The organism is Pseudomonas sp. NPDC089547, from assembly GCF_050280665.1.
Classification (GTDB): Bacteria; Pseudomonadota; Gammaproteobacteria; order Pseudomonadales; family Pseudomonadaceae; genus Aquipseudomonas.
On sequence record NZ_JBNNVS010000002.1, the window covers coordinates 1 to 18,021 of the forward strand.

Annotated in this window: 22 protein-coding genes and 3 pseudogenes; 15 read left to right on the forward strand and 10 right to left on the reverse strand. The window is 58.7% G+C overall.

Annotation, left to right across the window (positions count from 1 at the left end):
• From ACQKPZ_RS01710 to ACQKPZ_RS01730, 5 genes are all read right to left on the reverse strand, one after another.
• On the reverse strand, nucleotides 1–374 hold a 374-nt coding region (locus ACQKPZ_RS01710; protein WP_427535176.1), incomplete at its 3' end, for an electron transfer flavoprotein subunit beta/FixA family protein.
• Nucleotides 375–427: 53 nt separating this feature from the next.
• Entirely contained in the window at nucleotides 428–1,624 is a 1,197-nt protein-coding gene (locus tag ACQKPZ_RS01715; RefSeq protein WP_427535177.1) for a CaiB/BaiF CoA transferase family protein, read from the reverse strand.
• Nucleotides 1,625–1,679: 55 nt separating this feature from the next.
• Nucleotides 1,680–2,843, reverse strand: a complete 1,164-nt coding sequence (locus ACQKPZ_RS01720; RefSeq protein WP_427535179.1) for an acyl-CoA dehydrogenase family protein — start codon at nucleotides 2,841–2,843, stop codon at nucleotides 1,680–1,682.
• Between the two features lie 71 nt (nucleotides 2,844–2,914).
• Nucleotides 2,915–3,511 (reverse strand): thiamine pyrophosphate-dependent enzyme, encoded by a 597-nt coding sequence (locus tag ACQKPZ_RS01725; RefSeq protein WP_427535180.1) that lies wholly within the window; start codon nucleotides 3,509–3,511, stop codon nucleotides 2,915–2,917.
• Nucleotides 3,499–4,029, reverse strand: a complete 531-nt coding sequence (locus ACQKPZ_RS01730; RefSeq protein WP_427535181.1) for a thiamine pyrophosphate-binding protein — start codon at nucleotides 4,027–4,029, stop codon at nucleotides 3,499–3,501. The genes ACQKPZ_RS01725 and ACQKPZ_RS01730 overlap by 13 nt, the downstream gene beginning before the upstream one ends.
• A gap of 508 nt (nucleotides 4,030–4,537) precedes the next feature.
• Between ACQKPZ_RS01730 and ACQKPZ_RS01735 the strand changes: the two genes are divergently transcribed.
• On the forward strand, nucleotides 4,538–5,461 hold the full coding sequence (locus tag ACQKPZ_RS01735; RefSeq protein ID WP_427535183.1) for a LysR family transcriptional regulator: 924 nt from the start codon (nucleotides 4,538–4,540) through the stop codon (nucleotides 5,459–5,461).
• Between the two features lie 277 nt (nucleotides 5,462–5,738).
• Complete coding sequence (locus tag ACQKPZ_RS01740; protein ID WP_427535184.1) at nucleotides 5,739–7,109, forward strand: MFS family transporter; 1,371 nt, start codon at nucleotides 5,739–5,741, stop codon at nucleotides 7,107–7,109.
• A gap of 39 nt (nucleotides 7,110–7,148) precedes the next feature.
• Here ACQKPZ_RS01740 and ACQKPZ_RS01745 read toward each other — a convergent pair whose 3' ends face one another.
• On the reverse strand, nucleotides 7,149–7,463 hold the full coding sequence (locus ACQKPZ_RS01745) for a DUF7693 family protein (RefSeq protein WP_427535185.1): 315 nt from the start codon (nucleotides 7,461–7,463) through the stop codon (nucleotides 7,149–7,151).
• A 124-nt stretch (nucleotides 7,464–7,587) separates the two neighbouring features.
• Here ACQKPZ_RS01745 and ACQKPZ_RS01750 point away from each other — a divergent pair, with 124 nt between their 5' ends.
• The 3 genes from ACQKPZ_RS01750 (at nucleotide 7,588) to ACQKPZ_RS01760 (ending at nucleotide 9,298) form a co-directional block, all read left to right on the forward strand.
• Nucleotides 7,588–8,409, forward strand: coding sequence for an NADPH-dependent oxidoreductase (locus ACQKPZ_RS01750; RefSeq protein WP_427535187.1), 822 nt, complete (start codon nucleotides 7,588–7,590; stop codon nucleotides 8,407–8,409).
• A gap of 216 nt (nucleotides 8,410–8,625) precedes the next feature.
• The gene (locus ACQKPZ_RS01755) at nucleotides 8,626–8,922 is read left to right on the forward strand and encodes a hypothetical protein (protein WP_427535188.1); all 297 of its coding nucleotides are present in this window, start codon (nucleotides 8,626–8,628) and stop codon (nucleotides 8,920–8,922) included.
• A gap of 55 nt (nucleotides 8,923–8,977) precedes the next feature.
• Nucleotides 8,978–9,298, forward strand: a complete 321-nt coding sequence (locus ACQKPZ_RS01760; protein WP_427535190.1) for a hypothetical protein — start codon at nucleotides 8,978–8,980, stop codon at nucleotides 9,296–9,298.
• A gap of 363 nt (nucleotides 9,299–9,661) precedes the next feature.
• Here the strand turns inward: ACQKPZ_RS01760 and ACQKPZ_RS01765 are convergent, their stop codons facing one another.
• Both ACQKPZ_RS01765 and ACQKPZ_RS01770 read right to left on the reverse strand, forming a co-directional pair.
• Entirely contained in the window at nucleotides 9,662–10,363 is a 702-nt protein-coding gene (locus ACQKPZ_RS01765; RefSeq protein WP_427535191.1) for an MOSC domain-containing protein, read from the reverse strand.
• Complete coding sequence (locus tag ACQKPZ_RS01770) at nucleotides 10,360–10,926, reverse strand: MarR family winged helix-turn-helix transcriptional regulator (protein ID WP_427535192.1); 567 nt, start codon at nucleotides 10,924–10,926, stop codon at nucleotides 10,360–10,362. Before ACQKPZ_RS01770 ends, ACQKPZ_RS01765 begins: the two co-directional genes overlap by 4 nt.
• A 115-nt stretch (nucleotides 10,927–11,041) precedes the next feature.
• Here ACQKPZ_RS01770 and ACQKPZ_RS01775 point away from each other — a divergent pair, with 115 nt between their 5' ends.
• From ACQKPZ_RS01775 to ACQKPZ_RS01785, 3 genes are read left to right on the forward strand one after another with little or no spacing between them, the layout of a single operon-like run.
• Nucleotides 11,042–11,272: a thioredoxin family protein gene (locus ACQKPZ_RS01775; RefSeq protein WP_427535193.1), complete on the forward strand. Its 231-nt coding sequence runs from the start codon at nucleotides 11,042–11,044 to the stop codon at nucleotides 11,270–11,272.
• A gap of 10 nt (nucleotides 11,273–11,282) precedes the next feature.
• Nucleotides 11,283–11,534 carry a DUF2024 family protein gene (locus ACQKPZ_RS01780; RefSeq protein ID WP_427535194.1) on the forward strand — a complete coding sequence of 84 codons (252 nt, stop codon included), beginning with the start codon at nucleotides 11,283–11,285 and terminating at the stop codon, nucleotides 11,532–11,534.
• A 15-nt stretch (nucleotides 11,535–11,549) separates the two neighbouring features.
• Nucleotides 11,550–11,828, forward strand: a complete 279-nt coding sequence (locus tag ACQKPZ_RS01785; protein ID WP_427535195.1) for a Rho-binding antiterminator — start codon at nucleotides 11,550–11,552, stop codon at nucleotides 11,826–11,828.
• 8 nt (nucleotides 11,829–11,836) lie between these two features.
• Here ACQKPZ_RS01785 and ACQKPZ_RS01790 read toward each other — a convergent pair.
• A pseudogene (locus ACQKPZ_RS01790) lies at nucleotides 11,837–12,060 on the reverse strand (SDR family NAD(P)-dependent oxidoreductase); the annotation flags it as partial.
• A gap of 4 nt (nucleotides 12,061–12,064) precedes the next feature.
• On the opposite strand from ACQKPZ_RS01790, the pseudogene ACQKPZ_RS01795 reads away from it, so the two are divergent.
• Nucleotides 12,065–12,163, forward strand: a pseudogene (locus ACQKPZ_RS01795) (GlxA family transcriptional regulator); the annotation flags it as partial.
• Nucleotides 12,164–12,184: 21 nt separating this feature from the next.
• Here ACQKPZ_RS01795 and ACQKPZ_RS01800 read toward each other — a convergent pair.
• Nucleotides 12,185–12,832: an HAD family hydrolase gene (locus ACQKPZ_RS01800; protein WP_427535197.1), complete on the reverse strand. Its 648-nt coding sequence runs from the start codon at nucleotides 12,830–12,832 to the stop codon at nucleotides 12,185–12,187.
• A 928-nt stretch (nucleotides 12,833–13,760) separates the two neighbouring features.
• Between ACQKPZ_RS01800 and tnpA the strand changes: the two genes are divergently transcribed.
• The 6 genes and pseudogenes from tnpA (at nucleotide 13,761) to ACQKPZ_RS01830 (ending at nucleotide 18,016) form a co-directional block, all read left to right on the forward strand.
• Nucleotides 13,761–14,081 carry an IS66-like element accessory protein TnpA gene (tnpA, locus tag ACQKPZ_RS01805; protein WP_400728269.1) on the forward strand — a complete coding sequence of 107 codons (321 nt, stop codon included), beginning with the start codon at nucleotides 13,761–13,763 and terminating at the stop codon, nucleotides 14,079–14,081.
• The gene (gene tnpB, locus ACQKPZ_RS01810) at nucleotides 14,078–14,413 is read left to right on the forward strand and encodes an IS66 family insertion sequence element accessory protein TnpB (protein WP_400728266.1); all 336 of its coding nucleotides are present in this window, start codon (nucleotides 14,078–14,080) and stop codon (nucleotides 14,411–14,413) included. Before tnpA ends, tnpB begins: the two co-directional genes overlap by 4 nt.
• Nucleotides 14,414–14,476: 63 nt before the next feature.
• Nucleotides 14,477–16,024: pseudogene (gene tnpC / locus ACQKPZ_RS01815) on the forward strand (IS66 family transposase).
• A gap of 113 nt (nucleotides 16,025–16,137) precedes the next feature.
• Nucleotides 16,138–16,668 carry a DMT family transporter gene (locus tag ACQKPZ_RS01820; protein ID WP_427535198.1) on the forward strand — a complete coding sequence of 177 codons (531 nt, stop codon included), beginning with the start codon at nucleotides 16,138–16,140 and terminating at the stop codon, nucleotides 16,666–16,668.
• Between the two features lie 143 nt (nucleotides 16,669–16,811).
• Nucleotides 16,812–17,531: a hypothetical protein gene (locus ACQKPZ_RS01825; protein ID WP_391125969.1), complete on the forward strand. Its 720-nt coding sequence runs from the start codon at nucleotides 16,812–16,814 to the stop codon at nucleotides 17,529–17,531.
• A 62-nt stretch (nucleotides 17,532–17,593) separates the two neighbouring features.
• Complete coding sequence (locus ACQKPZ_RS01830) at nucleotides 17,594–18,016, forward strand: VOC family protein (RefSeq protein ID WP_391137251.1); 423 nt, start codon at nucleotides 17,594–17,596, stop codon at nucleotides 18,014–18,016.
• Nucleotides 18,017–18,021: the final 5 nt, after the last annotated feature.

The window sequence follows — 18,021 nt, forward strand, 5'->3', positions numbered from 1 at the left end:
TTGTTGTCGCTGTCGATGGCCTGCTTGCCGAGGATGACCAGCTGCGGCTGCTCCTTGTCGACAACGGCTTTCAGCGCCTTGGCCACGGCCAGGGAGTTCAGTTCGTCAGCGGCTTCTACCAGGATGGCGCGGTCGGCACCCAGGGCCAGGGCAGTACGCAGCTGCTCCTGGGCAGTGGCCGGGCCAACGGAAACGACGACGATCTCGGTCGCAACGCCCTTTTCCTTCAGGCGGACAGCCTCTTCCACGGCGATTTCGCAGAAGGGGTTCATGGACATCTTGACGTTGGCAAGGTCGACGCCGGAGTTGTCCGCCTTGACGCGAACCTTGACGTTGTAGTCGACCACTCGTTTGATTGCGGCGAGCACTTTCATAGGCAGGGATACTCTGTGTTCAAGCGATGGCAACAGGCGCGAAAAAAGAGGGGTCAGATGACCCCTGAAGCGCGCAGTTGCTGAATACGTTCATGGGGCAGGCCGAGCTCGGCAAGGATGTTTTCGCTGTGCTGGCCCAGCGCGGGGACCGGGCCCATGCGCGGTGCATAGGCGTTGCTGGTGGCTGGTGGCAACAGGCTGGGTACTGACCCGGCGGCGGTGTCGATCTGCCGCCAGCGGTCGCGGGCCTTCAGTTGCGGGTGGGCCCAGACACCCTGCATGTCATTGACCTTGGCATTGGCGATACTGGCCCCATCGAGGCGCCCGATTACCGTGCCGAAGTCCAGCGCAGCAAAGGCCTCGACAATCAGCCCGCGCAGCGCATCGCGATTGGCCACCCGCTTGAAGTTGGCACTGAAGCGCTCGTCCTCGGCCAGTGCCGGCTGCTGTAGCACGTGTTCGCAGAAGAGCTGCCATTCGCGCTCGTTCTGCAGGCCAAGCATCACGGTACTGCCGTCGCCCACCGGGAAGGGGCCGTACGGATAAATGGTGGCGTGCGCCGCGCCGGCACGTGGCGGTGGTGCGGCACCCTCGTACGCGTAGTACAGCGGGTAGTTCATCCACTCCACCAAGGCCTCGAGCATGGACACTTCGACCTGGCTGCCGATGCCGGTCTTTTCCCGCAGCAGGACCGCCGAAAGGATACCGGTATAGGCATACATGCCAGCGGCGATATCGGCAATCGAGTTGCCGGCCTTGGCCATGCCGTCTTCCCCCGGCCCGCCGGTCACCGACAGGAAGCCGCCTTCGCTCTGAATCAACAGGTCGTAGGCTTTTTTCTGTTCATAGGGGCCGCCCGCACCGTAACCGGAGATATCGCAGACGATCAGCCGTGGGAATCGCGCGTGCAGCGCCTCGAAGCTCAACCCCAGGCGGGCGGCCGCACCCGGTGCCAGGTTCTGCACCAACACATCGGCCTGCTCTAGAAGTTGGTCAAGAATATCGCCGGCAATTTCCTGCTTGAGGTCCAGGGCGAGGCTTTCTTTCGAGCGGTTGGTCCACACGAAATGCGAGGCCAGGCCGTTGACACGCTGGTCGTAGCCCCGGGCGAAGTCGCCACTGCCGGGGCGCTCTACCTTGATGACCCGGGCGCCCAGGTCGGCCAGCTGGCGGGTGCAGAAGGGCGCCGCGATCGCGTGTTCGAGGCTGATGACGGTAATGCCGTCAAGGGGGCGGATGGGCTGGCTCATGCTGGTTGTCTCTCTTGTTATGGCAGGCCCCCGTAGGTCACGGGGGCGGTGCGGATCAGAACGAGCGCGGCAGTTCAAGCAGGTGTTCGGCCACGTAGGACAGGATCAGGTTGGTCGAGATAGGGGCAACCTGGTACAGGCGGGTTTCGCGGAATTTGCGCTCGACGTCGTATTCATTGGCAAAGCCGAAGCCGCCGTGGGTCTGCAGGCAGGCGTTGGCCGCCTCCCAGCTGGCCTTGGCGGCCAGGTACTTGGCCATGTTGGCGGCCGCCCCGGCGTTACGCCCGCTGTCGTATTCGGCGCAGGCGCGCCAGCGCATCAGGTCGGCGGCTTCGATCTCGATGTGGGCCTCGGCGATGGGGAATTGCACACCCTGGTTCTTGCCGATCGGCCGGCCGAACACCTCGCGGTCACGGGCGTACTGGCTGGCTTTTTCGACAAACCAGCGGCCATCGCCGATGCACTCGGCGGCAATCAGGGTGCGCTCTGCGTTGAGGCCGTCGAGGATGTAGCGGAAACCTTTGCCTTCTTCACCAATCAGGCTACTGGCCGGGATTTCCAGGTTGTCGAAGAACAGCTCGTTGGTTTCGTGGTTCACCAGGTTGGCGATCGGCTGCACGGTCAGGCCGTTGCCGATGGCTTCGCGCAGGTCGACCAGGAAGATCGACATGCCATCGACCTTTTTCGTCACCTCGGCCAGCGGGGTGGTGCGTGCCAGCAGGATCATCAGGTCGGAGTGCTGCACACGCGAGATCCACACCTTCTGGCCATTGACCACATACTTGTCGCCCTGGCGAACGGCGGTGGTCTTGATCTTGGTGGTGTCGGTGCCGGTAGACGGCTCGGTAACGGCCATCGATTGCAGGCGCAGTTCGCCGCTGGCCAGCTTGGGCAGGTAGTACCGCTTCTGCTCGGCGCTACCGTTACGCAGCAAGGTGAACATGTTGTACATCTGGCCGTGGATGGTGCCGGAGTTGCCGCCGCAGGCATTGACCTCTTCGAGAATTACCGAAGCCTCGGCCAAGCCCAGGCCGGAACCGCCGAACTCCTCGGGAATCATCGCCGACAGCCAACCCTCGTCGGTCATGGCCTTGACGAAGGCTTCAGGGAAGCCCTTTTCCTCATCGATCTTGCGCCAGTACTCGGCGGGGAAGTCGCCACACAGGGCACGCACACCCTCACGAATGGCGTTGAGTTCTTCGTTGTTGTTGTCGTTCATCATCATTCTCCAGGGTGGGCCGGGCCGGCAGCGTCATCGTGGTTCGGCCGCCGGCCGGCCCTTTAACACGGTCAGATGGGCTGCAAGCCCAGGGCGGCGCGGAAGCGGTTCTTGATGTAAAAACCATCGCGTGGTGGCAGTACGCGGGGCGGGTTCTCGGCCTTGATTTTCACCGTCGCCAGCTTCACGCCATCACGGGTGGCGAAACGCTCGCGCAAGGCATGCACCCCGTCCATCTCACGGATCTCCTGAGTCCAGGAAAAACCGCAGGTATCGGCGACCCGGTCCAGCTGGATGCCGAACCCGGCGTGGCTGACCTGCATGCCGGTCTCACCGAAGTGGCCGTTATCCAGCACCACGATGGTCAGGTTCTTGGGCTGCTGCAGGGCAACCGTGGCCAGGGCGCCAAAGCCCATCAGCAGTTCGCCGTCACCGGTGACCACCACCACGCTTTTGTCCGGCTGCGCATTGGCCAGGCCCAGGCCCACGGTGATGGCGCTGCCCATGGCGGCCCACAAGTAGTAGTTGTTGTCGTGATCGCCTGCGGCCATCACATCATAGGAGGCCGAACCCAGGCCGGTGACCACGAGCACATCGTTGCGGTCGGCAAGCAAGGTACGGACGACTTCACGGCGGCAAAGCACGTGGTTGGCGCTTACTTGACCCATTTCTTTTCTCCGATCAGGCGCTGGCCGAGCAGCAGGGCAGTGGCGGCATCGCCATTGAAGGCCATGGTGGCGGCACCATGGAGCAGGGGCGCCACATCCTCAGGCTTGTCAGCGCGCCAAGTCATCACCTTCATCAGGTTCAGCGAGGCTTCGGTGGCCTGGCCCATGGGGTTCTGCCAGGCATTGAACTCGGCCCAGTCGCCGCGCATGGTCACCACCATCAGCAGCGGGAAGCCGGCGCAGTTCTGCAGGGCGAGGGTGTTGATGCAGTTGCCGACGCCGCTCGATTGCATCAGTAAGGCGCCCCGTTCACCGCCCAGCCATGCGCCGGCCAGGTAGCCGATGCCTTCTTCTTCGGTGGTGAGTACCACGGCCTTGATATCGGGGTCGGCGTAGGACATGCGGATGGCTGCCGAGTGGCCGGCATCCGGGACGAACACGACGTGTTTGACGTCGTGGGACTTAAGGACACGGAACACGTCCTCTTGCCAGTTCTGTTCAGCTTCTTGCGATGACATGGGTATCTCCCGGCAGTGCTGCTTTTGTTTTTCCACATGATGGGGGGAGTTGCGGTGCACGACGACTACCGTTTTTTTCTTTGAGATATGCCGGGTCGGCATAGGTTGGCTCGTGGGATGGCGGGTCAGCGTTCGGCGCGACCAGCTGCCGCATAAAGTCAGGCATGGCTCGCGCAGGAGAGGTTGCCTCTATAGAAAGCGGGCATAGCTGATAGACATATGTAGCGCTTATGGGCCGGTGGCGATGACGTTAGGTTGTGCATTCGGTTTCGCTGCAGACCTCGGCGTTTATCCTCAAGGCCGTTGTCACCCACCTGTACCCAGCTCATTCCGGGCGTGGAGGCAACTCCGCGCGCTACTGTCCCGCAAGCAGACAAGCCAATGGCTTGAGCCAGGCGCCCAGGTTCTAACTGCTATGCTCAAATGCTATAGCTGCTGACGGACGCTGTCTTTAGACTGCCTGATACGCCGCTCCAGCGGCTTCCCTTTCCCTGCCAGTGGTTGATCAATGGACGTAACGCAACTTAAAACCCTGATCCATGTGGCGGAACTTGGCAGCTTGAGCAAGGCATCGGACCGGCTGCATGTAGCGCAACCGGCATTGAGCAGGCAGATTCGGCAGCTGGAAAAGGAGCTGGGCGTCTACCTGTTCGAGCGCCATGGGCGTGGGATGGAAATCACCGCGGCGGGGCTGGAGGTGCTTGAGCGGGCCACCCGCATCATGAACGAGCTGGAGTCCATTCGTACTTCGGTAGCCGGCGGGCGGGCGGCATTTCGCGGCATGGTCGCCATCGGTACCACGCCGACGATCGCCGAGATCGTCACGGTGCCGCTGGTCAAGCGCATCAGTGACACCCACCCGGATCTCTCCATCCGTTTTTCATCGGCATTCAGCGGCTATCTACTGGACTGGTTGCAGCGGGGCGAACTGGAACTGGCCATCTCCTACGACCCGCAACCGTTACATACCCTGCGCATCGAACCGGTGATGATGGAGAACCTGGTACTGGTTGGCCCTGCCGATTCGGGGCTCAACCTCGATACAGCGATCCCTTTCGCACAGTTGGCCAGTGAACCGATGGTCTTGCCCAGCCCCCGTCATGGGCTGCGCAAGATCATGGACCAATGTGCCCTGGAGCGCGGCTTCAAGATCACCACCAGCGTCGAGGCGGATTCGTTCGGCGCAATGATCGACCTGGTGCGCAATGGCTTTGGCTACACCGCGTTGCCCTTGGCGTCGATCTACTCGCGCTTGAACGACGGCACACTGTGCGCGGCGCCGCTGGTCGACCCCACGCCCATGCGAAAACTGGTGCTGGTGCTGCCGGCCGATCGCCAGGTGAGCCCGGCAACCCGCTACGTCGGCCAAACCTTCGTCGACATTGCCTCGGAGCTTGTGGCCGAACGTATTTGGGCTGGGCACATGCTCTGATGCAGCAGCCAAGCTATTCAATCCCGGCATAGCTGCTAGAGGTTAGCGGGTCTGGCCGCTATCCAGGCGAGGGCGTAGTTTTGCTCGGGAATAAAAGCCAGTGCGCTTTCGCTGACTTGTAAAATAATAGATCCCAGAAGGTACCCCCATGATGCGCGTTTCATCGCCTTGCGTTTTGCCGCCTGTTTTTTCCCACCACAACTCCAAGCCGATCAATCGAACGTAAACCGACGCTGTCGTTCCTGCCTTGCGTTTACATTAGATCTGGAGTTGCCCCATGCACGCCAACAATAACAATCCCGCTGCGCCTGATATCCATAACCTGACCAACCGCCAACGGATCCGCGCCATTCTCGGTGCCTGCTCCGGCAACCTGGTGGAGTGGTACGACTTCTTCATCTACGCCTACACCTCAATCTACTTTGCGGCCCTGTTCTTCCCCCAGGGCGACCAGACCACGCAGTTGCTGGCGACCGCCGGGATCTTCGCCGTAGGCTTCTTCATGCGGCCGTTGGGTGGGTGGATCTTCGGCTACCTGGCCGACACCCGTGGTCGCAAGTTTTCCATGATCATCTCTGTGTTCCTGATGTGTGGCGGCTCGCTGATGATCGCCGTACTGCCCACTTATGAGTCCATCGGCATGGCAGCTCCGGTGCTGCTGCTGGTAGCCCGCCTGATGCAGGGGCTTTCCGTCGGTGCTGAATACGGCACCGGGGCCACCTACATCAGCGAGATTTCCCGCAAGGGCAAGCGCTGCTTCTTTGGCTCGTTCCAGTACTTCACCATCATTGCCGGCCAGTTGCTTGCGCTGCTGACGGTGGTGGTGCTGCAGAATGTGCTGCCGATTGAAGAGCTCAAGGCCTGGGGCTGGCGGATTCCGTTCTTCATCGGTGCGGTCAGCGCACTGGTAGTGGTCTACCTGCGCCGCTCAATGTTGGAAACCGCCCATGCCCAGAGCGCCAAACACAAGGAAGCTGGCTCGATCAAGGCGCTGATGAAGCACAAGAAAGCCTTGCTGCTGACCATTGCCATCACGGCCGGTTGCTCGCTGCACTTCTACACCTTCTCCACCTACATGCAGAAGTATCTGGTGGTGTCGGCCGGCTTCGATCCTTCGACCGTCAGCTTCATCATGACAGCTGCGCTGGTGGTGTTCATGTGTCTGCAGCCGGTGTTCGGGATGATGGCCGACCGTATTGGCTCGCGTAACAGCATGATTGCCTTCGGCGTGCTGTCGAGCGTGTTGATCGTGCCGTTGCTCACGGGCCTGAAGAGCGTCAGCAACCCGTACGAGGCCTTTGCGCTGGTGATGCTCGGGCTGCTGATTGCAGCGTTCTATACGCCAGTGACCGGTGTGCTCAAGGCTGATCTGTATCCCGCCACCGTGCGCGCATTGGGGGTAGGCTTACCTTATGCACTGGGCAATGCGCTGTGTGGCGGCACGGCCGAATACGTGGCGCTGTCGTTGCGAGGCGCGGGGGTGGAATCGTACTTTTATTACTACGTGGCGGCGATGAGCGCCATCACCCTGTTGGCTGCCGTGCTTATGCCTGACTTGCGTAAGCATGGCTATCTTGACGGTACCGGCGCGGTTGAGGAGAACACCGGCCTGCGCGGCGGACCTGCTTATTCCGACGCTCGGGGGTGAGGCCGCCTTGGGCCGCCTCAGCCGGTCTCACATGGCGGCCTACGCGGCACCCAACAGCTTTTCCAGTTGCGCATGCTCCCAGGTGCTCAGCAGCTCTACAGGGTCGGTACTGTACGACTGCAGCGAGTCGAAAATGTAGGCACGTCCGTCCGGGCTGTAACAGCTATCGCAATAGTCGAGCGTGTCACAGTCGTTATAGAACGTGAGCACCCAGCCATCGGCCTCCACTGCCATCAAACCGCAGTGGATTTCAGCCCACGACTGCTGACCTAGTCGGCGTACGCTACGAACCCCGAGAGCGATGTCCCGCAGGATCTGATAGGCCTCGCGGGCTGTGAGTGGTTTTGCTTCCAAAAGAACGGTACCTGTATCTGGGTGTTGTCGGTCTATCCGCGTCGGACCTCGGCTGACCGAATAGTAAATGAAAGTGTTGCGCGGACATCAATTTGGTAGCCTTCGGCTTTTTTGGAGCACACTCATGACAGCCAACGCACAGTGCAAGCTCAACGCCCGCTACGGCGCGCCGGACATTTCACCGGTCACGCAATGGAATGAGGTCATCGAGCAACTGCTTGATCATCGGAGCGTCCGGGCGTTCTCTGATCAACCTCTGCCCGGAGGCACAATCGAGACGCTGGTCGCAGCCGCCCAGTCCGCTTCTACGTCTTCAAACCTCCAGGTCTGGAGTGTTGTCGCTGTTCAAGATCTCGATCGTAAGAAGCGCTTGTCGGCGTTGGCGGGCAATCAGGCCTATATCCATCAAGCCCCGTTATTCCTGGTCTGGCTTGCAGACCTGTCCCGGGTTTCGCGCATCGCGGAGCAAGCAGGGGTCGAGCTGGAGGCGTTGCCGTATCTGGAAAGCGTGCTGCTTGGTACGATCGACGCAGCTTTGGCCGCTCAGAACGCTGTGGTTGCTCTGGAGTCGCTGGGGCTTGGCAGCGTCTACATCGGCGGCATACGTAATGACATCGAAGGGGTCGCCAAAGAGCTGGCGCTCCCGCCCCAGATCTATCCCGTGTTCGGCCTGTGCGTTGGCTATCCATCACCTGACCGACCTGCAAAGGTAAAGCCGCGGCTGCCGCAGCAAGCCGTACTGCATCATGAAACCTATACGATCGCCGGCGAGGAGGGCGTCCTCTCGGAATACGATGCGCGCTTGGGTGCGTTCTATCAACGTGAGGGAATGAAAGCTTCGGGCTGGTCGGAGCAAGTGATCAGCAGACTGCGGGATGTTTCGAACCTGCATGGGCGTGAGGCGCTTCTGGGTGAGCTGGCGCGGATGGGCTTCGGGCTTCGCTGATGCTTTAGGCTCCCCGCGAATGTACAGCCCTGCTTCAGCTGAGCATTGGGGCAACTATTGACAAAAATGGCGATGCTCCGATTACGACGAAAGTGTTCTACATGAGCGGGGCCGCCCAAGTAGTGCAGCATGGGGTACATTTGTACTCACCCGAGGATTCGTAGCTCGCGATCTGAGCCTGGCGGCATCCCTGCGAAACCTCAAAAGGAGGGCATCATGCTCACCGCGTCGGAGTTGTCGTCATTGGCCATCAGCGCACACCAGGATCTGCCATCCTGGGCCAGGTTCGTGGCGCTGACTGAGTTTGCTTGGCAAGATCGAGCTGTGGTCTCAGATGCCGCTGAGTGGCAGGCGCTCTGGTTTGAGATGGAAATCGTCAATGCCCTCGCATTAGCCGAGTGGGAAGAAGAGGGGGCTCCTCCTGACTGGCTCACCCAGTGGAACGCCGGCTACCAAACGGACGCGCAGATCCTGGTTTTTAAACTTCGTCGTCTGATTGAGAGGCAAGAATAATTTGTGCCAATCCACAGGAACCGAGACACGGGAAACGGCCAATATAGGAGGCACCATGGATTTTTCATATGACGAATTGATCGACAGGGCGATGTATCTAGGCGTGCACCAGATCGCATACCCGATTGATGTCTTAGAGACCGCTAGGTTGTTAGCAGAGCACATATCCGGGGGCGATGACTTCGAAAAATTACTTGTACTGGTTTCAGACCCCGAGAACCATTTTACCCGTTGGGCGGCCATAAGGGCCATTGTCATTATAGGGCCCTCCGCTGTCGCCAAAGCACGGCCAACGCTGGAAGCCCGAACGACGCTTGAAGATTTCCCCCTCGCTAAACAAGCACTTTATAGCGCCCTGGATTCACCAGGTGAGTGAGGGGGGCAGATTTCAGAGCCAAGATATTCGACGGCGATAGGGCAAAAGCGGCTAGTCCTGAATGTCCGCGTTCGACCAAAGCAGTTCCTCAGAGAGCCGCATGTGGCCAAGCACGGTCAACACCACTGCTCCGCTCGGCCTCATTTGTGAACAATCAAGCAAGCGGAGCGCGCAGGCCCCGATGGGCCATAGGCGTGAGGATGGAAGCCCGCGAGGGCCGCAACCTGGCGAAGCCGAGTAACGCGCTTCACCGGTAGTCTGCTAAAGCCCCCTGATGAGGGCTTTTTCTATAGTAATCCCGTTAGGTTGTTACCAGGTGGGTTAGCTTATCCAAGGCGCTAAATAAGAGGATGGCAGGCACGGCTAAAGATAACTGTCCTTGCCTTGCAAGCGCGGACTCCAGTCCTCGACCTCACGCTGATTCAATCGTTTTTCAAGAGTGCGACGCCAAGACGCGGTCAGCGGCAGGGCTAAGCACTCGCGTAGCAGTCGCAAATCGATTTGTTTGTTGAATAGCACCTCCGCCAACCGCGCCAGTGACCAGTCACCATGAGTGCGTGCGACCAGTTGCAGGCTGCTGCCCGCTGCTATCGTCCCCTCTTCCAGCACGCGGTAGTACCACCCAGTACGCCCGGACTGCTGCATACGCAGGGCCAGATCCGTGATGCCGAAGCGGTCGCTGAGCTTCCAGCATGGCATGCGTCCTTGGGACACCTCCAGCAGCGCCGTCCCGGCCCGGATACGATCACCTAAGCACACGTCTTCCTCAGTCCAGCCCACAGTGCTGAAGTTCTCGCCAAAAGCACCCGCTCTTGTGAGCAAATGATGATCGCCCAGCTCGATGGCCCAGCTTGAGTAGTGTTCGCGTGGGTAATGATGTATGGCCTTGTCTACGCCACCATGAATCCTTGTGTCACCCTGTTCATCGTCCGCTACTCCGAGGGTGGAAATCCGCAGTTCTTCTCGGCGGGGCGACTTGGCGATGGCACTGCGCGAACCAGGTCGGGTGAAATCTTGCGCGCGGCCGGTGAGCAGTGTGTCCAAATGAAGTACGGTCAGGCTCATGCTACCTCCTTCGCAGCGTGTTCAACGCATATCAGCTCAACATCGCTGTGCTGCAAAGGTTGCTGGGTCAGGCCACAGAACGGCAGGCCATCGCGCTGCTGGTGAAAGCGGCAGGTCTTGCACAGGCCGAATCCCGGTACATCTTCGTCACGCTGGATCTGCCGGAGCAGATGTGTGAACAAGAGTTCCAACAACTGGCCCTGCTCGCCCATGCCCGCCAGTGCCGTGGCCAGAAACTGCGGCGGCGCTACCGCCTCCAGCAATGAGCACGCCGGCGCGGTCAGCTGTAGATGCACGCTGCGTCGATCCAGCAAATCTTGCCTCTTCTCGATCAGGCCTTTGGCTTCAAGCGCCTTGAGCGACTGCGAGACTGTGCCCTTGGTCAATCCTAGGTATTCGGTGACTGCCAGCGGGGTGTCCGAGTAGCGGTTGCAACGTGAAAGATAAATCAACGCGCTGACCTGAATGGGCTGCAAGTCGGACAGCAGAGGGTGCTGGCGATTCCAGATTCGCATCAGGCTGGTCAGGCGTTCGAGCAGGTCAAAAAAAGTAGTCGCGGTCATGTCATCACCCCTGTCGAACATAGTATCGAATAAAAACTATCTTGACAAAGCGTGACGCAGGAGTAGCCTCTAAAACCGTATCGACTCGATACCAATCGCCCAGGAGAAACTAGAGATGACTAATGCACGCTTCTACCACGCTGGCTGCTCCGTTTGCGTTTCTGTCGAGGAGACCTTGCTCAACCTGCTGGACTCTCAGGTTAAGGTCGAGGTTGTGCACCTAGGTGAGCAGCCACAACGAGTTGCCGAAGCCGAGCAGGCAGGGGTCAAGTCGGTTCCTGCATTGGTGGTCGAGGGCCAGGTGCTGCATCTGAACTTCGGCGCTTCCATTGACGCGCTGAAGTGAGGAGGTACCTGTGAAAGTCCAGGTCTTCGATACCCATGTGCGCACGACTGACGGGGGCTATCTGCACTTCGATGTCCTTATCGAAAGCGACGACCCTGCGCTAGCCGCCCGCTACGCTCGTGACTGGCTTGCCACCCGTGGCGTTGCCCAGGCGGATGTATCGCAAAGTCGTTGCCATTTCTGTCACAGCGAACCTGCTCACCCGGATGTGGCGGGAGCGATTGCCCTGCAGGGCTACTACATCATTCCGCTGCAAGGCTAATTGGAGAACCTCGCCATGACCACGTACCAGCCCCTGAACTGTGATCTGCATGACTTTTTGGAAATCGCTTGCATGCATGGCTACTGCCTGCAGGTCGAGTTGATCGAAGGCCAGCGCTTCATCGCCAGGGCGCTGGATACGCGCACTGCTCCCAGCAAGGAAGAATATCTTGTGCTGCAAGGCGACACTGGCAAGCAGGAAGTACGGCTGGATTGTCTGCTGGCAATCACGCCGGTGGACGCTGACGCAAGCTTCGGACGTATCGAGTTAGCCGGTAACGATTGCGTGGTTTAACAGGCGTAGCCGCATTTGTGGATCAGGCGGGTATCGATCCATGACGGTGTGATTTGCCGTACTTTGACGCTCGTGTCACGCAGGGTGAAGCGCTGCGATAGGGAGTAGGAGGAATGGCTGCCTTGGTCGCCGATTAAAGCGCAGTGGCTGCCAGTGGCAGGTGGGCCGGCACGGAACTGTTGTTGATGATGTAAGCGTCCGGCTGGCGCTTGAGATGCTCAACGAAGGCAGCACCTTTCAGGGGGCGCCGCCATCTGCGAGAGGTTTTTACCCGCGGATTTGGTGTACCGCCTCAAGCCGTGCGGAGGGATGCCCGACGGGTCGTATCTGCCTGACTGAGGCAGTTTTAGCCCTTTCTAAGAAATCAAACGGCCTAAAAACTGATCCAGAGCACTGTAATCATGGCAATGGTGGAAGTTCGCCTCACCGACAAACCTGGAAAAGTCTGTATCTCCATAGCCCGCCACATGGCAGCCCGCGAGCAGTCCTGCCTCAACACCAGACAAGCTGTCCTCTACCACCAGGCACTTGTCGGCTGGGAACCCCAAATGCTCGGCGGCATGCAGCATGATTTTTGGGTCGGGCTTCCAGGCCTGTACCTCATACGCACTGATGATGGCGTTCTCAAAGGCCGGGTATAGGCCAACTGCTTTGAGGCAGGTTTCGATCTTGATGCGAGGCCCATTGGAAGCCACACATGCAGGAATTTTGAGCGCCTCTACAAACTCGATTGCGCCCGGCATAGGCTCCAAGCTCCCTTCAAAGAGAGGGATGCTCCGCGTGCGAAATCCAACAGTGAGAGCCTCGGAAGAAAGCGTGGGGTAGTGGTCACGCAGACCATCTACGAAACACTGGAATTGGACACCCCGAAATCGGATGAGTACCTCGGCAGGTGACATCTCAACATCCTGCTCTCCCAGCAACTGACTCAACAGCTGCGCAGCAAGGCGTTCGCTGTCTACCAAGGTGCCGTCGCAGTCGAAAATGATGCCGTGAATCGTCATAGGTATTTCTCTAGCTCCTCTTTGACCAGCTTACCGAGCACCTTTTCTCAGGCGAAAATGAGCTCATCCTAGGCACTGTGCTTCAACAAGTGCCATGCCTCATATCCAGTCGGGTATACCACACTGAAGGCGCGTACTCTCGAGAGCAATCCCGGCCAGCCACGCGCACTGATAGCCGATTGAGTGTGCGGGTTAGATCAAGCCACGCGTTAGGAGGGCGTTCCCAGGTTTACTTCCGCAAAAACTTTTTAGCTCGCATGCTTGGTAGCCAATAGCGCTTATCGTCCTTAGCCATCGACCAAGGATCAAAAAATTCACGCAGGTGAGGTAACTCTTTGTCTGGGTCTTGGGCAAGCCGCTGGCGTACAGAGTGTCGATAGTTCCTATGCCAGACCCGCTTGTCAAATCCCTCACTAGTGGCGGTGGTGATACCGCATATGGTGTTTTTGCGTCGGCTTCTGCTCATATGGGGCCAGCGTTAATGAAGCACGCAGGTTCGCATTCTTGCTCTGAACTGCAGAACAGACCAGGTTAACACGAGAAGCCTCAGATCCCCCCATCGAGCGGCTGCCCGGGCGGATCTGACTGCTTGGTCGTAAGGAGTACAAATGTACTCACCACCTAGCTGCAGTCTTCGAACCGTTTTGAATGTCCGTCATGTAACAACACACTAGATCTGCCCGATGCATCCAACAACACCAGACGGTCGCTACTTCGTAGTCAAAGGTCAGCTCTGGCGCTGCAGCAACCCCGCGCTGCCTGATGAGGAGCGTCAGCACCTGGTGCACGACTTGATGGAAGCCCGGCGAGCCGTGAAGGAAGCCAAAGGTAAGCGTCCGGCGAACTCACCTTCCGAACTCCAGCATTAAGGGTGATGGTGTCCGCGTATTTTTTAGCGGACGCGATCACCCTTATCGCCAGGATTTCCATGCGCCAACGAACCTCTTATCCAAAACCATTCAAAGCCCAAGTCGTTCAGGAATGCCTGCAACCTGGCGCAACGGTGTCCAGTGTCGCCATCAGCCACGGCATCAATGCCAACGTCATCCGCAAATGGCTGCCGCACTATCGAGACCATACCGCAACACCTTCACTGCCGGCATTTGTCCCGCTGAACGCCGCACCTAAACGGCTCGCCGAATCGTCAGTGACAATTGAATTGCGTACGGCTGGGCAATTGATCACGGTGAAGTGGCCAGCCTCTGATCCCGAGGGCTGCGCGCAATTCATTCGGGCTGTCGCTCAATGATCCGCATCGATGCCATCTGGCTGGCCACCGAGCCGATGGACATGCGCGCCGGTACCGAAACCGCCTTGGCGCGAGTGATATCGGTGTTCGGTGCGGCGAAACCGCACTGTGCTTATCTATTCGCCAATCGCCGGGCCAACCGGATGAAAGTGCTGGTGCACGATGGCGTCGGCGTTTGGCTTGCAGCGCGTCGACTGAACCAGGGCAAGTTCCACTGGCCCGGCATTCGCCATGGCGGCGAGGTCGAACTCGATAACGACCAACTTCAGGCGTTGGTACTGGGCCTGCCGTGGCAGCGAGTTGGCACCGGAGGTGTAATTACTGTGCTGTAGACGCCGGCCCTTTGGCCGGTCTACTTGTCGTCGTCCTGCTTCTGCTCTGGGACAATCGGCGGCATGACTTTCTCGCCCAACCTCGACCAGATGACCCCGGAACTGCTTCGTGCCTTAGCGGCACAGGCGTTGCAGTTGCAGTCCCAGGTCTAGGCGATGAGCAGGAAGATCCAGAACGATCAAACCGTCATTGAGCAGCTCACTTACGAAATTGCCCTTCTCAAACGGCACAAGTTTGCCAAGCGCAGCGAGCAGATCAGCCCGGCGCAAAGTAGCTTGCTGGATGACCTGCTCGACATAGACATTGAAGCTATCGAGGCCGAGCTACAACAGCTCCTTCCAGTTCCGCCACAAGCCGAGCCACGGCAATCCCCGAAACGTTTGCCATTGCCGCCGCAGTTCCCGCGCACGGTGATTCGCCACGAGCCTGAAAATACCCAGTGCGCTTGTGGCTGCCAGCTTCAACGCATCGGCGAAGACGTCAGCGAGAAGCTGGATTACACGCCGGGCGTGTTTACCGTCGAGCAACATGTACGTGGCAAATGGGCCTGTCGCCAATGCGAAACCTTGATCCAGGCACCGGTGCCAGCCCAGGTCATCGACAAAGGTATCCCGACCGCAGGCCTGCTGGCCCACGTGATGGTGGCCAAGTTTGCCGATCACTTACCGCTATACCGGCAGGAGAAAATCTTTGGTCGCGCCGGACTGGCAATTGCTCGTTCGACCTTGGCCCAGTGGGTCGGACAAACCGGCGTACAGCTCCAGCCGTTAGTCGATGCTCTGCGTGAAGCGGTGCTGAACCAGGGCGTGATCCACGCTGACGAAACACCGGTGCAGATGCTTGCGCCAGGCGAGAAGAAAACCCACCGGGCCTACGTCTGGGCCTACAGCACGACGCCGTTTTCGGCGCTCAACGCGGTGGTTTACGACTTCAGCCCAAGCCGTGCTGGCGAACATGCGCGCAACTTCCTGGGCTACTGGAACGGCAAGCTGGTCTGCGACGACTTCGCTGGCTACAAAGCTGGTTTTGAACAAGGCATCACTGAAATCGGCTGTATGGCCCACGCCCGTCGCAAGTTCTTTGATCTGCACGTGGCGAACAAAAGTCAGCTGGCTGAACAGGCACTGCATTCGATCAGCGGCTTGTACGAGGTCGAGCGCCAAGCGCGGGATATGAGCGATGAAGACCGCTGGCGAATACGCCAGGAAATGGCGGTGCCGATAATCAAAACACTGCATGACTGGATGTTGGCTCAGCGCGACTTGGTGCCCAACGGGTCAGCTACGGCCAAAGCCCTCGATTACAGCCTGAAACGCTGGGTAGCGCTGACGCGCTACTTGGACGATGGGGCAGTGCCCATCGACAACAACCAGGTTGAGAACCAGATACGGCCATGGGCACTCGGACGCTCGAACTGGTTGTTTGCCGGGTCGCTACGCAGTGGCAAGCGGGCGGCTGCAATCATGAGCCTGATCCAATCGGCGCGTATGAATGGGCATGACCCGTATGCCTATCTCAAGGATGTGCTGACGCGGCTGCCGACGCAGCGAGCAACAGCAATATCACAGCTTCTTCCGCATAAATGGATTTGCTTGACCAAGGACGGATAACTCCAGAAATCATTCGCTAGGCGAATGTGCGACGTGCGAACTATCGATTTCCATTCATAGACCATATACATCAACATCGATCTCATCCAAACCGAGACACGAGAGGTGCGGTTATGTTTGGGAAGATTTCGATACTCGCATTGGCTCCGATGGGGTTGGCATTACTCGCCGGAGCACTGATTCCGCTCCAAGCCTCAAGCAATGGCGCACTGGGCCGCGAGTTAGGTCATCCACTCTGGGCGGCGCTTACTTCGCTGATCGTCAGCTCAGCGGTGCTGATAGCGACCATCGCTGTACTTCGCATACCTCAGCCGAGTATCGCAGAAGCTTTACGAGGCCCTTGGTGGCTGTGGATTGGCGGATTCAGCGGCGCGGTGTATGTCGCGATGGCCACCTTCCTGCCACCTAAGCTGGGTGCTTCGAACTACATCTTACTCGTCATGGTGGGCCAGGTGATTGCCGCCATGCTCATCGACCACTTCGGTCTCCTGGGCCTAGCAGTGAAGCCCATCAACGTCATTCGGCTGGTCGGGGTACTCATCGTTCTGTTTGGCCTGATTGTGGTTCAGATAGGCTCAAACAGAGCGCCTGCGTCGGTGTTGACCAACACAGCATCGCACCCCGTGACCGCAGCCCTCAAGTAAACAGATCCTCCCTTTCGGCTGGTTGTCGCTCCCTTGTGGCCAGCCTTTTTTATTCAGGTCGATGCGGTTCGCCGAATCGTCCACCGCACGGTGCGTTTGAACAATGGTTCAGCACCCTATTTCCGTAAAACTGGAGAAGCGCTATGAACATCGTAAAATTGCAATTCAGCGATGGCCGTCCAAATGCTGTAGGCCTGGAAGACGTAAATGCTGTACTCCGAACCGTAGGTGTTCGTGCCAGCACTGTCGATATCCCTGACGCTGCCAAGCCAATCCTGAAGGCATCACAGTCGCGGACTGTAACAGAAGCCGAGCAAGAAGAACTGATCAAGCTCTTCAGCCTGAACCGCGCAGAGCTTCTGGAACAGATTGAACTGGCTGGCCGAGTACCTGAAACGCCACGGGGCGGCCTGCTCAGCACCCGCCAACCCAATGTCGCTCCTTACCCAAAGGTTTACGACATGTTGGCCATCCCTGACGATTACCGCGCCACAGTGCTGGAAACTTTCGGTCGCTTCCACGTGAACATGGCTCAAAACGGCGTAGGTATCGATGAGGTGATGACAGTCGTTTCGGGTGGGCCATTCACCTGGATGTTCGCGCTCCCGGACAGTGTCGTAGTACGGCTCACAGTAGGCCCGGCGAGTGAGGAAACAGCGATCCGCTTGAGTTATCCAGGCATGGGCATCCACGCCGGTTACATGGATGCCAAGCAAGGGCTGGTCGTGGCGTATGCTCATGGCCCCGAGGAGTTCGACATCCACTACGACGAGCCAACAGCTCCCAACGCGCAACTGTTGAACACCAATCCCTGGGTGGATTTCTCCGGCGACATGCCCACCCTGTTCGACAAGATCAACTAATCACGTTGTACCCGCCCTCGCACCGAAGGTACGGGGGCGCTTTCTGCCTGAGGAGCAACCCAGTGTCTATTTTCAAAGTTCAACACATTGACCACGTTGTTCTGCGCGTTGAAGACATGGAGCGAAGTCTAGAATTCTACATAGAGGTGTTGGGATGCTCGATCAAGAAGCGAAATGAAGAATACGAGATGATCCATCTCGCGGCGGGGAATTCGATGATTGATCTGGTAGATATCCATGGCCCACTCGGTGCGATGGGCGGCGGTGCGCCAGGGAAGGAGCGTCGCAACGTCGATCATTTCTGTCTTCGCGTCGAGCCCTTTGATGAGGATGCGATCCTTACTCACTTGGAGGGGCACGGCATCGCTGCCGATAACGCGGTAACTCGCTATGGAGCACAAGGTGTCGGCCCCTCGATCTACTGCTTCGATCCGGACGGGAATCAAATTGAGCTTAAAGGCCCGGCACAACCAGGAACAGCATGAGCCAT

Bases quoted from the DNA above. Each gene is read 5' to 3' on its own strand.
- ACQKPZ_RS01715 (WP_427535177.1), bottom strand. From the start codon at position 1,624: ATGAGCCAGCCCATCCGCCCCCTTGACGGCATTACCGTCATCAGCCTC.
- ACQKPZ_RS01770 (WP_427535192.1), bottom strand. From the start codon at position 10,926: ATGACCGCGACTACTTTTTTTGACCTGCTCGAACGCCTGACCAGCCTG.
- ACQKPZ_RS01740 (WP_427535184.1), top strand. From the start codon at position 5,739: ATGCACGCCAACAATAACAATCCCGCTGCGCCTGATATCCATAACCTG.
- ACQKPZ_RS01735 (WP_427535183.1), top strand. From the start codon at position 4,538: ATGGACGTAACGCAACTTAAAACCCTGATCCATGTGGCGGAACTTGGC.
- tnpA (WP_400728269.1), top strand. From the start codon at position 13,761: ATGCGCCAACGAACCTCTTATCCAAAACCATTCAAAGCCCAAGTCGTT.
- tnpB (WP_400728266.1), top strand. From the start codon at position 14,078: ATGATCCGCATCGATGCCATCTGGCTGGCCACCGAGCCGATGGACATG.
- ACQKPZ_RS01720 (WP_427535179.1), bottom strand. From the start codon at position 2,843: ATGAACGACAACAACAACGAAGAACTCAACGCCATTCGTGAGGGTGTG.
- ACQKPZ_RS01825 (WP_391125969.1), top strand. From the start codon at position 16,812: ATGAACATCGTAAAATTGCAATTCAGCGATGGCCGTCCAAATGCTGTA.
- ACQKPZ_RS01750 (WP_427535187.1), top strand. From the start codon at position 7,588: ATGACAGCCAACGCACAGTGCAAGCTCAACGCCCGCTACGGCGCGCCG.
- ACQKPZ_RS01785 (WP_427535195.1), top strand. From the start codon at position 11,550: ATGACCACGTACCAGCCCCTGAACTGTGATCTGCATGACTTTTTGGAA.
- ACQKPZ_RS01760 (WP_427535190.1), top strand. From the start codon at position 8,978: ATGGATTTTTCATATGACGAATTGATCGACAGGGCGATGTATCTAGGC.
- ACQKPZ_RS01755 (WP_427535188.1), top strand. From the start codon at position 8,626: ATGCTCACCGCGTCGGAGTTGTCGTCATTGGCCATCAGCGCACACCAG.
- ACQKPZ_RS01765 (WP_427535191.1), bottom strand. From the start codon at position 10,363: ATGAGCCTGACCGTACTTCATTTGGACACACTGCTCACCGGCCGCGCG.
- ACQKPZ_RS01820 (WP_427535198.1), top strand. From the start codon at position 16,138: ATGTTTGGGAAGATTTCGATACTCGCATTGGCTCCGATGGGGTTGGCA.
- ACQKPZ_RS01725 (WP_427535180.1), bottom strand. From the start codon at position 3,511: ATGGGTCAAGTAAGCGCCAACCACGTGCTTTGCCGCCGTGAAGTCGTC.
- ACQKPZ_RS01800 (WP_427535197.1), bottom strand. From the start codon at position 12,832: ATGACGATTCACGGCATCATTTTCGACTGCGACGGCACCTTGGTAGAC.
- ACQKPZ_RS01775 (WP_427535193.1), top strand. From the start codon at position 11,042: ATGACTAATGCACGCTTCTACCACGCTGGCTGCTCCGTTTGCGTTTCT.
- ACQKPZ_RS01730 (WP_427535181.1), bottom strand. From the start codon at position 4,029: ATGTCATCGCAAGAAGCTGAACAGAACTGGCAAGAGGACGTGTTCCGT.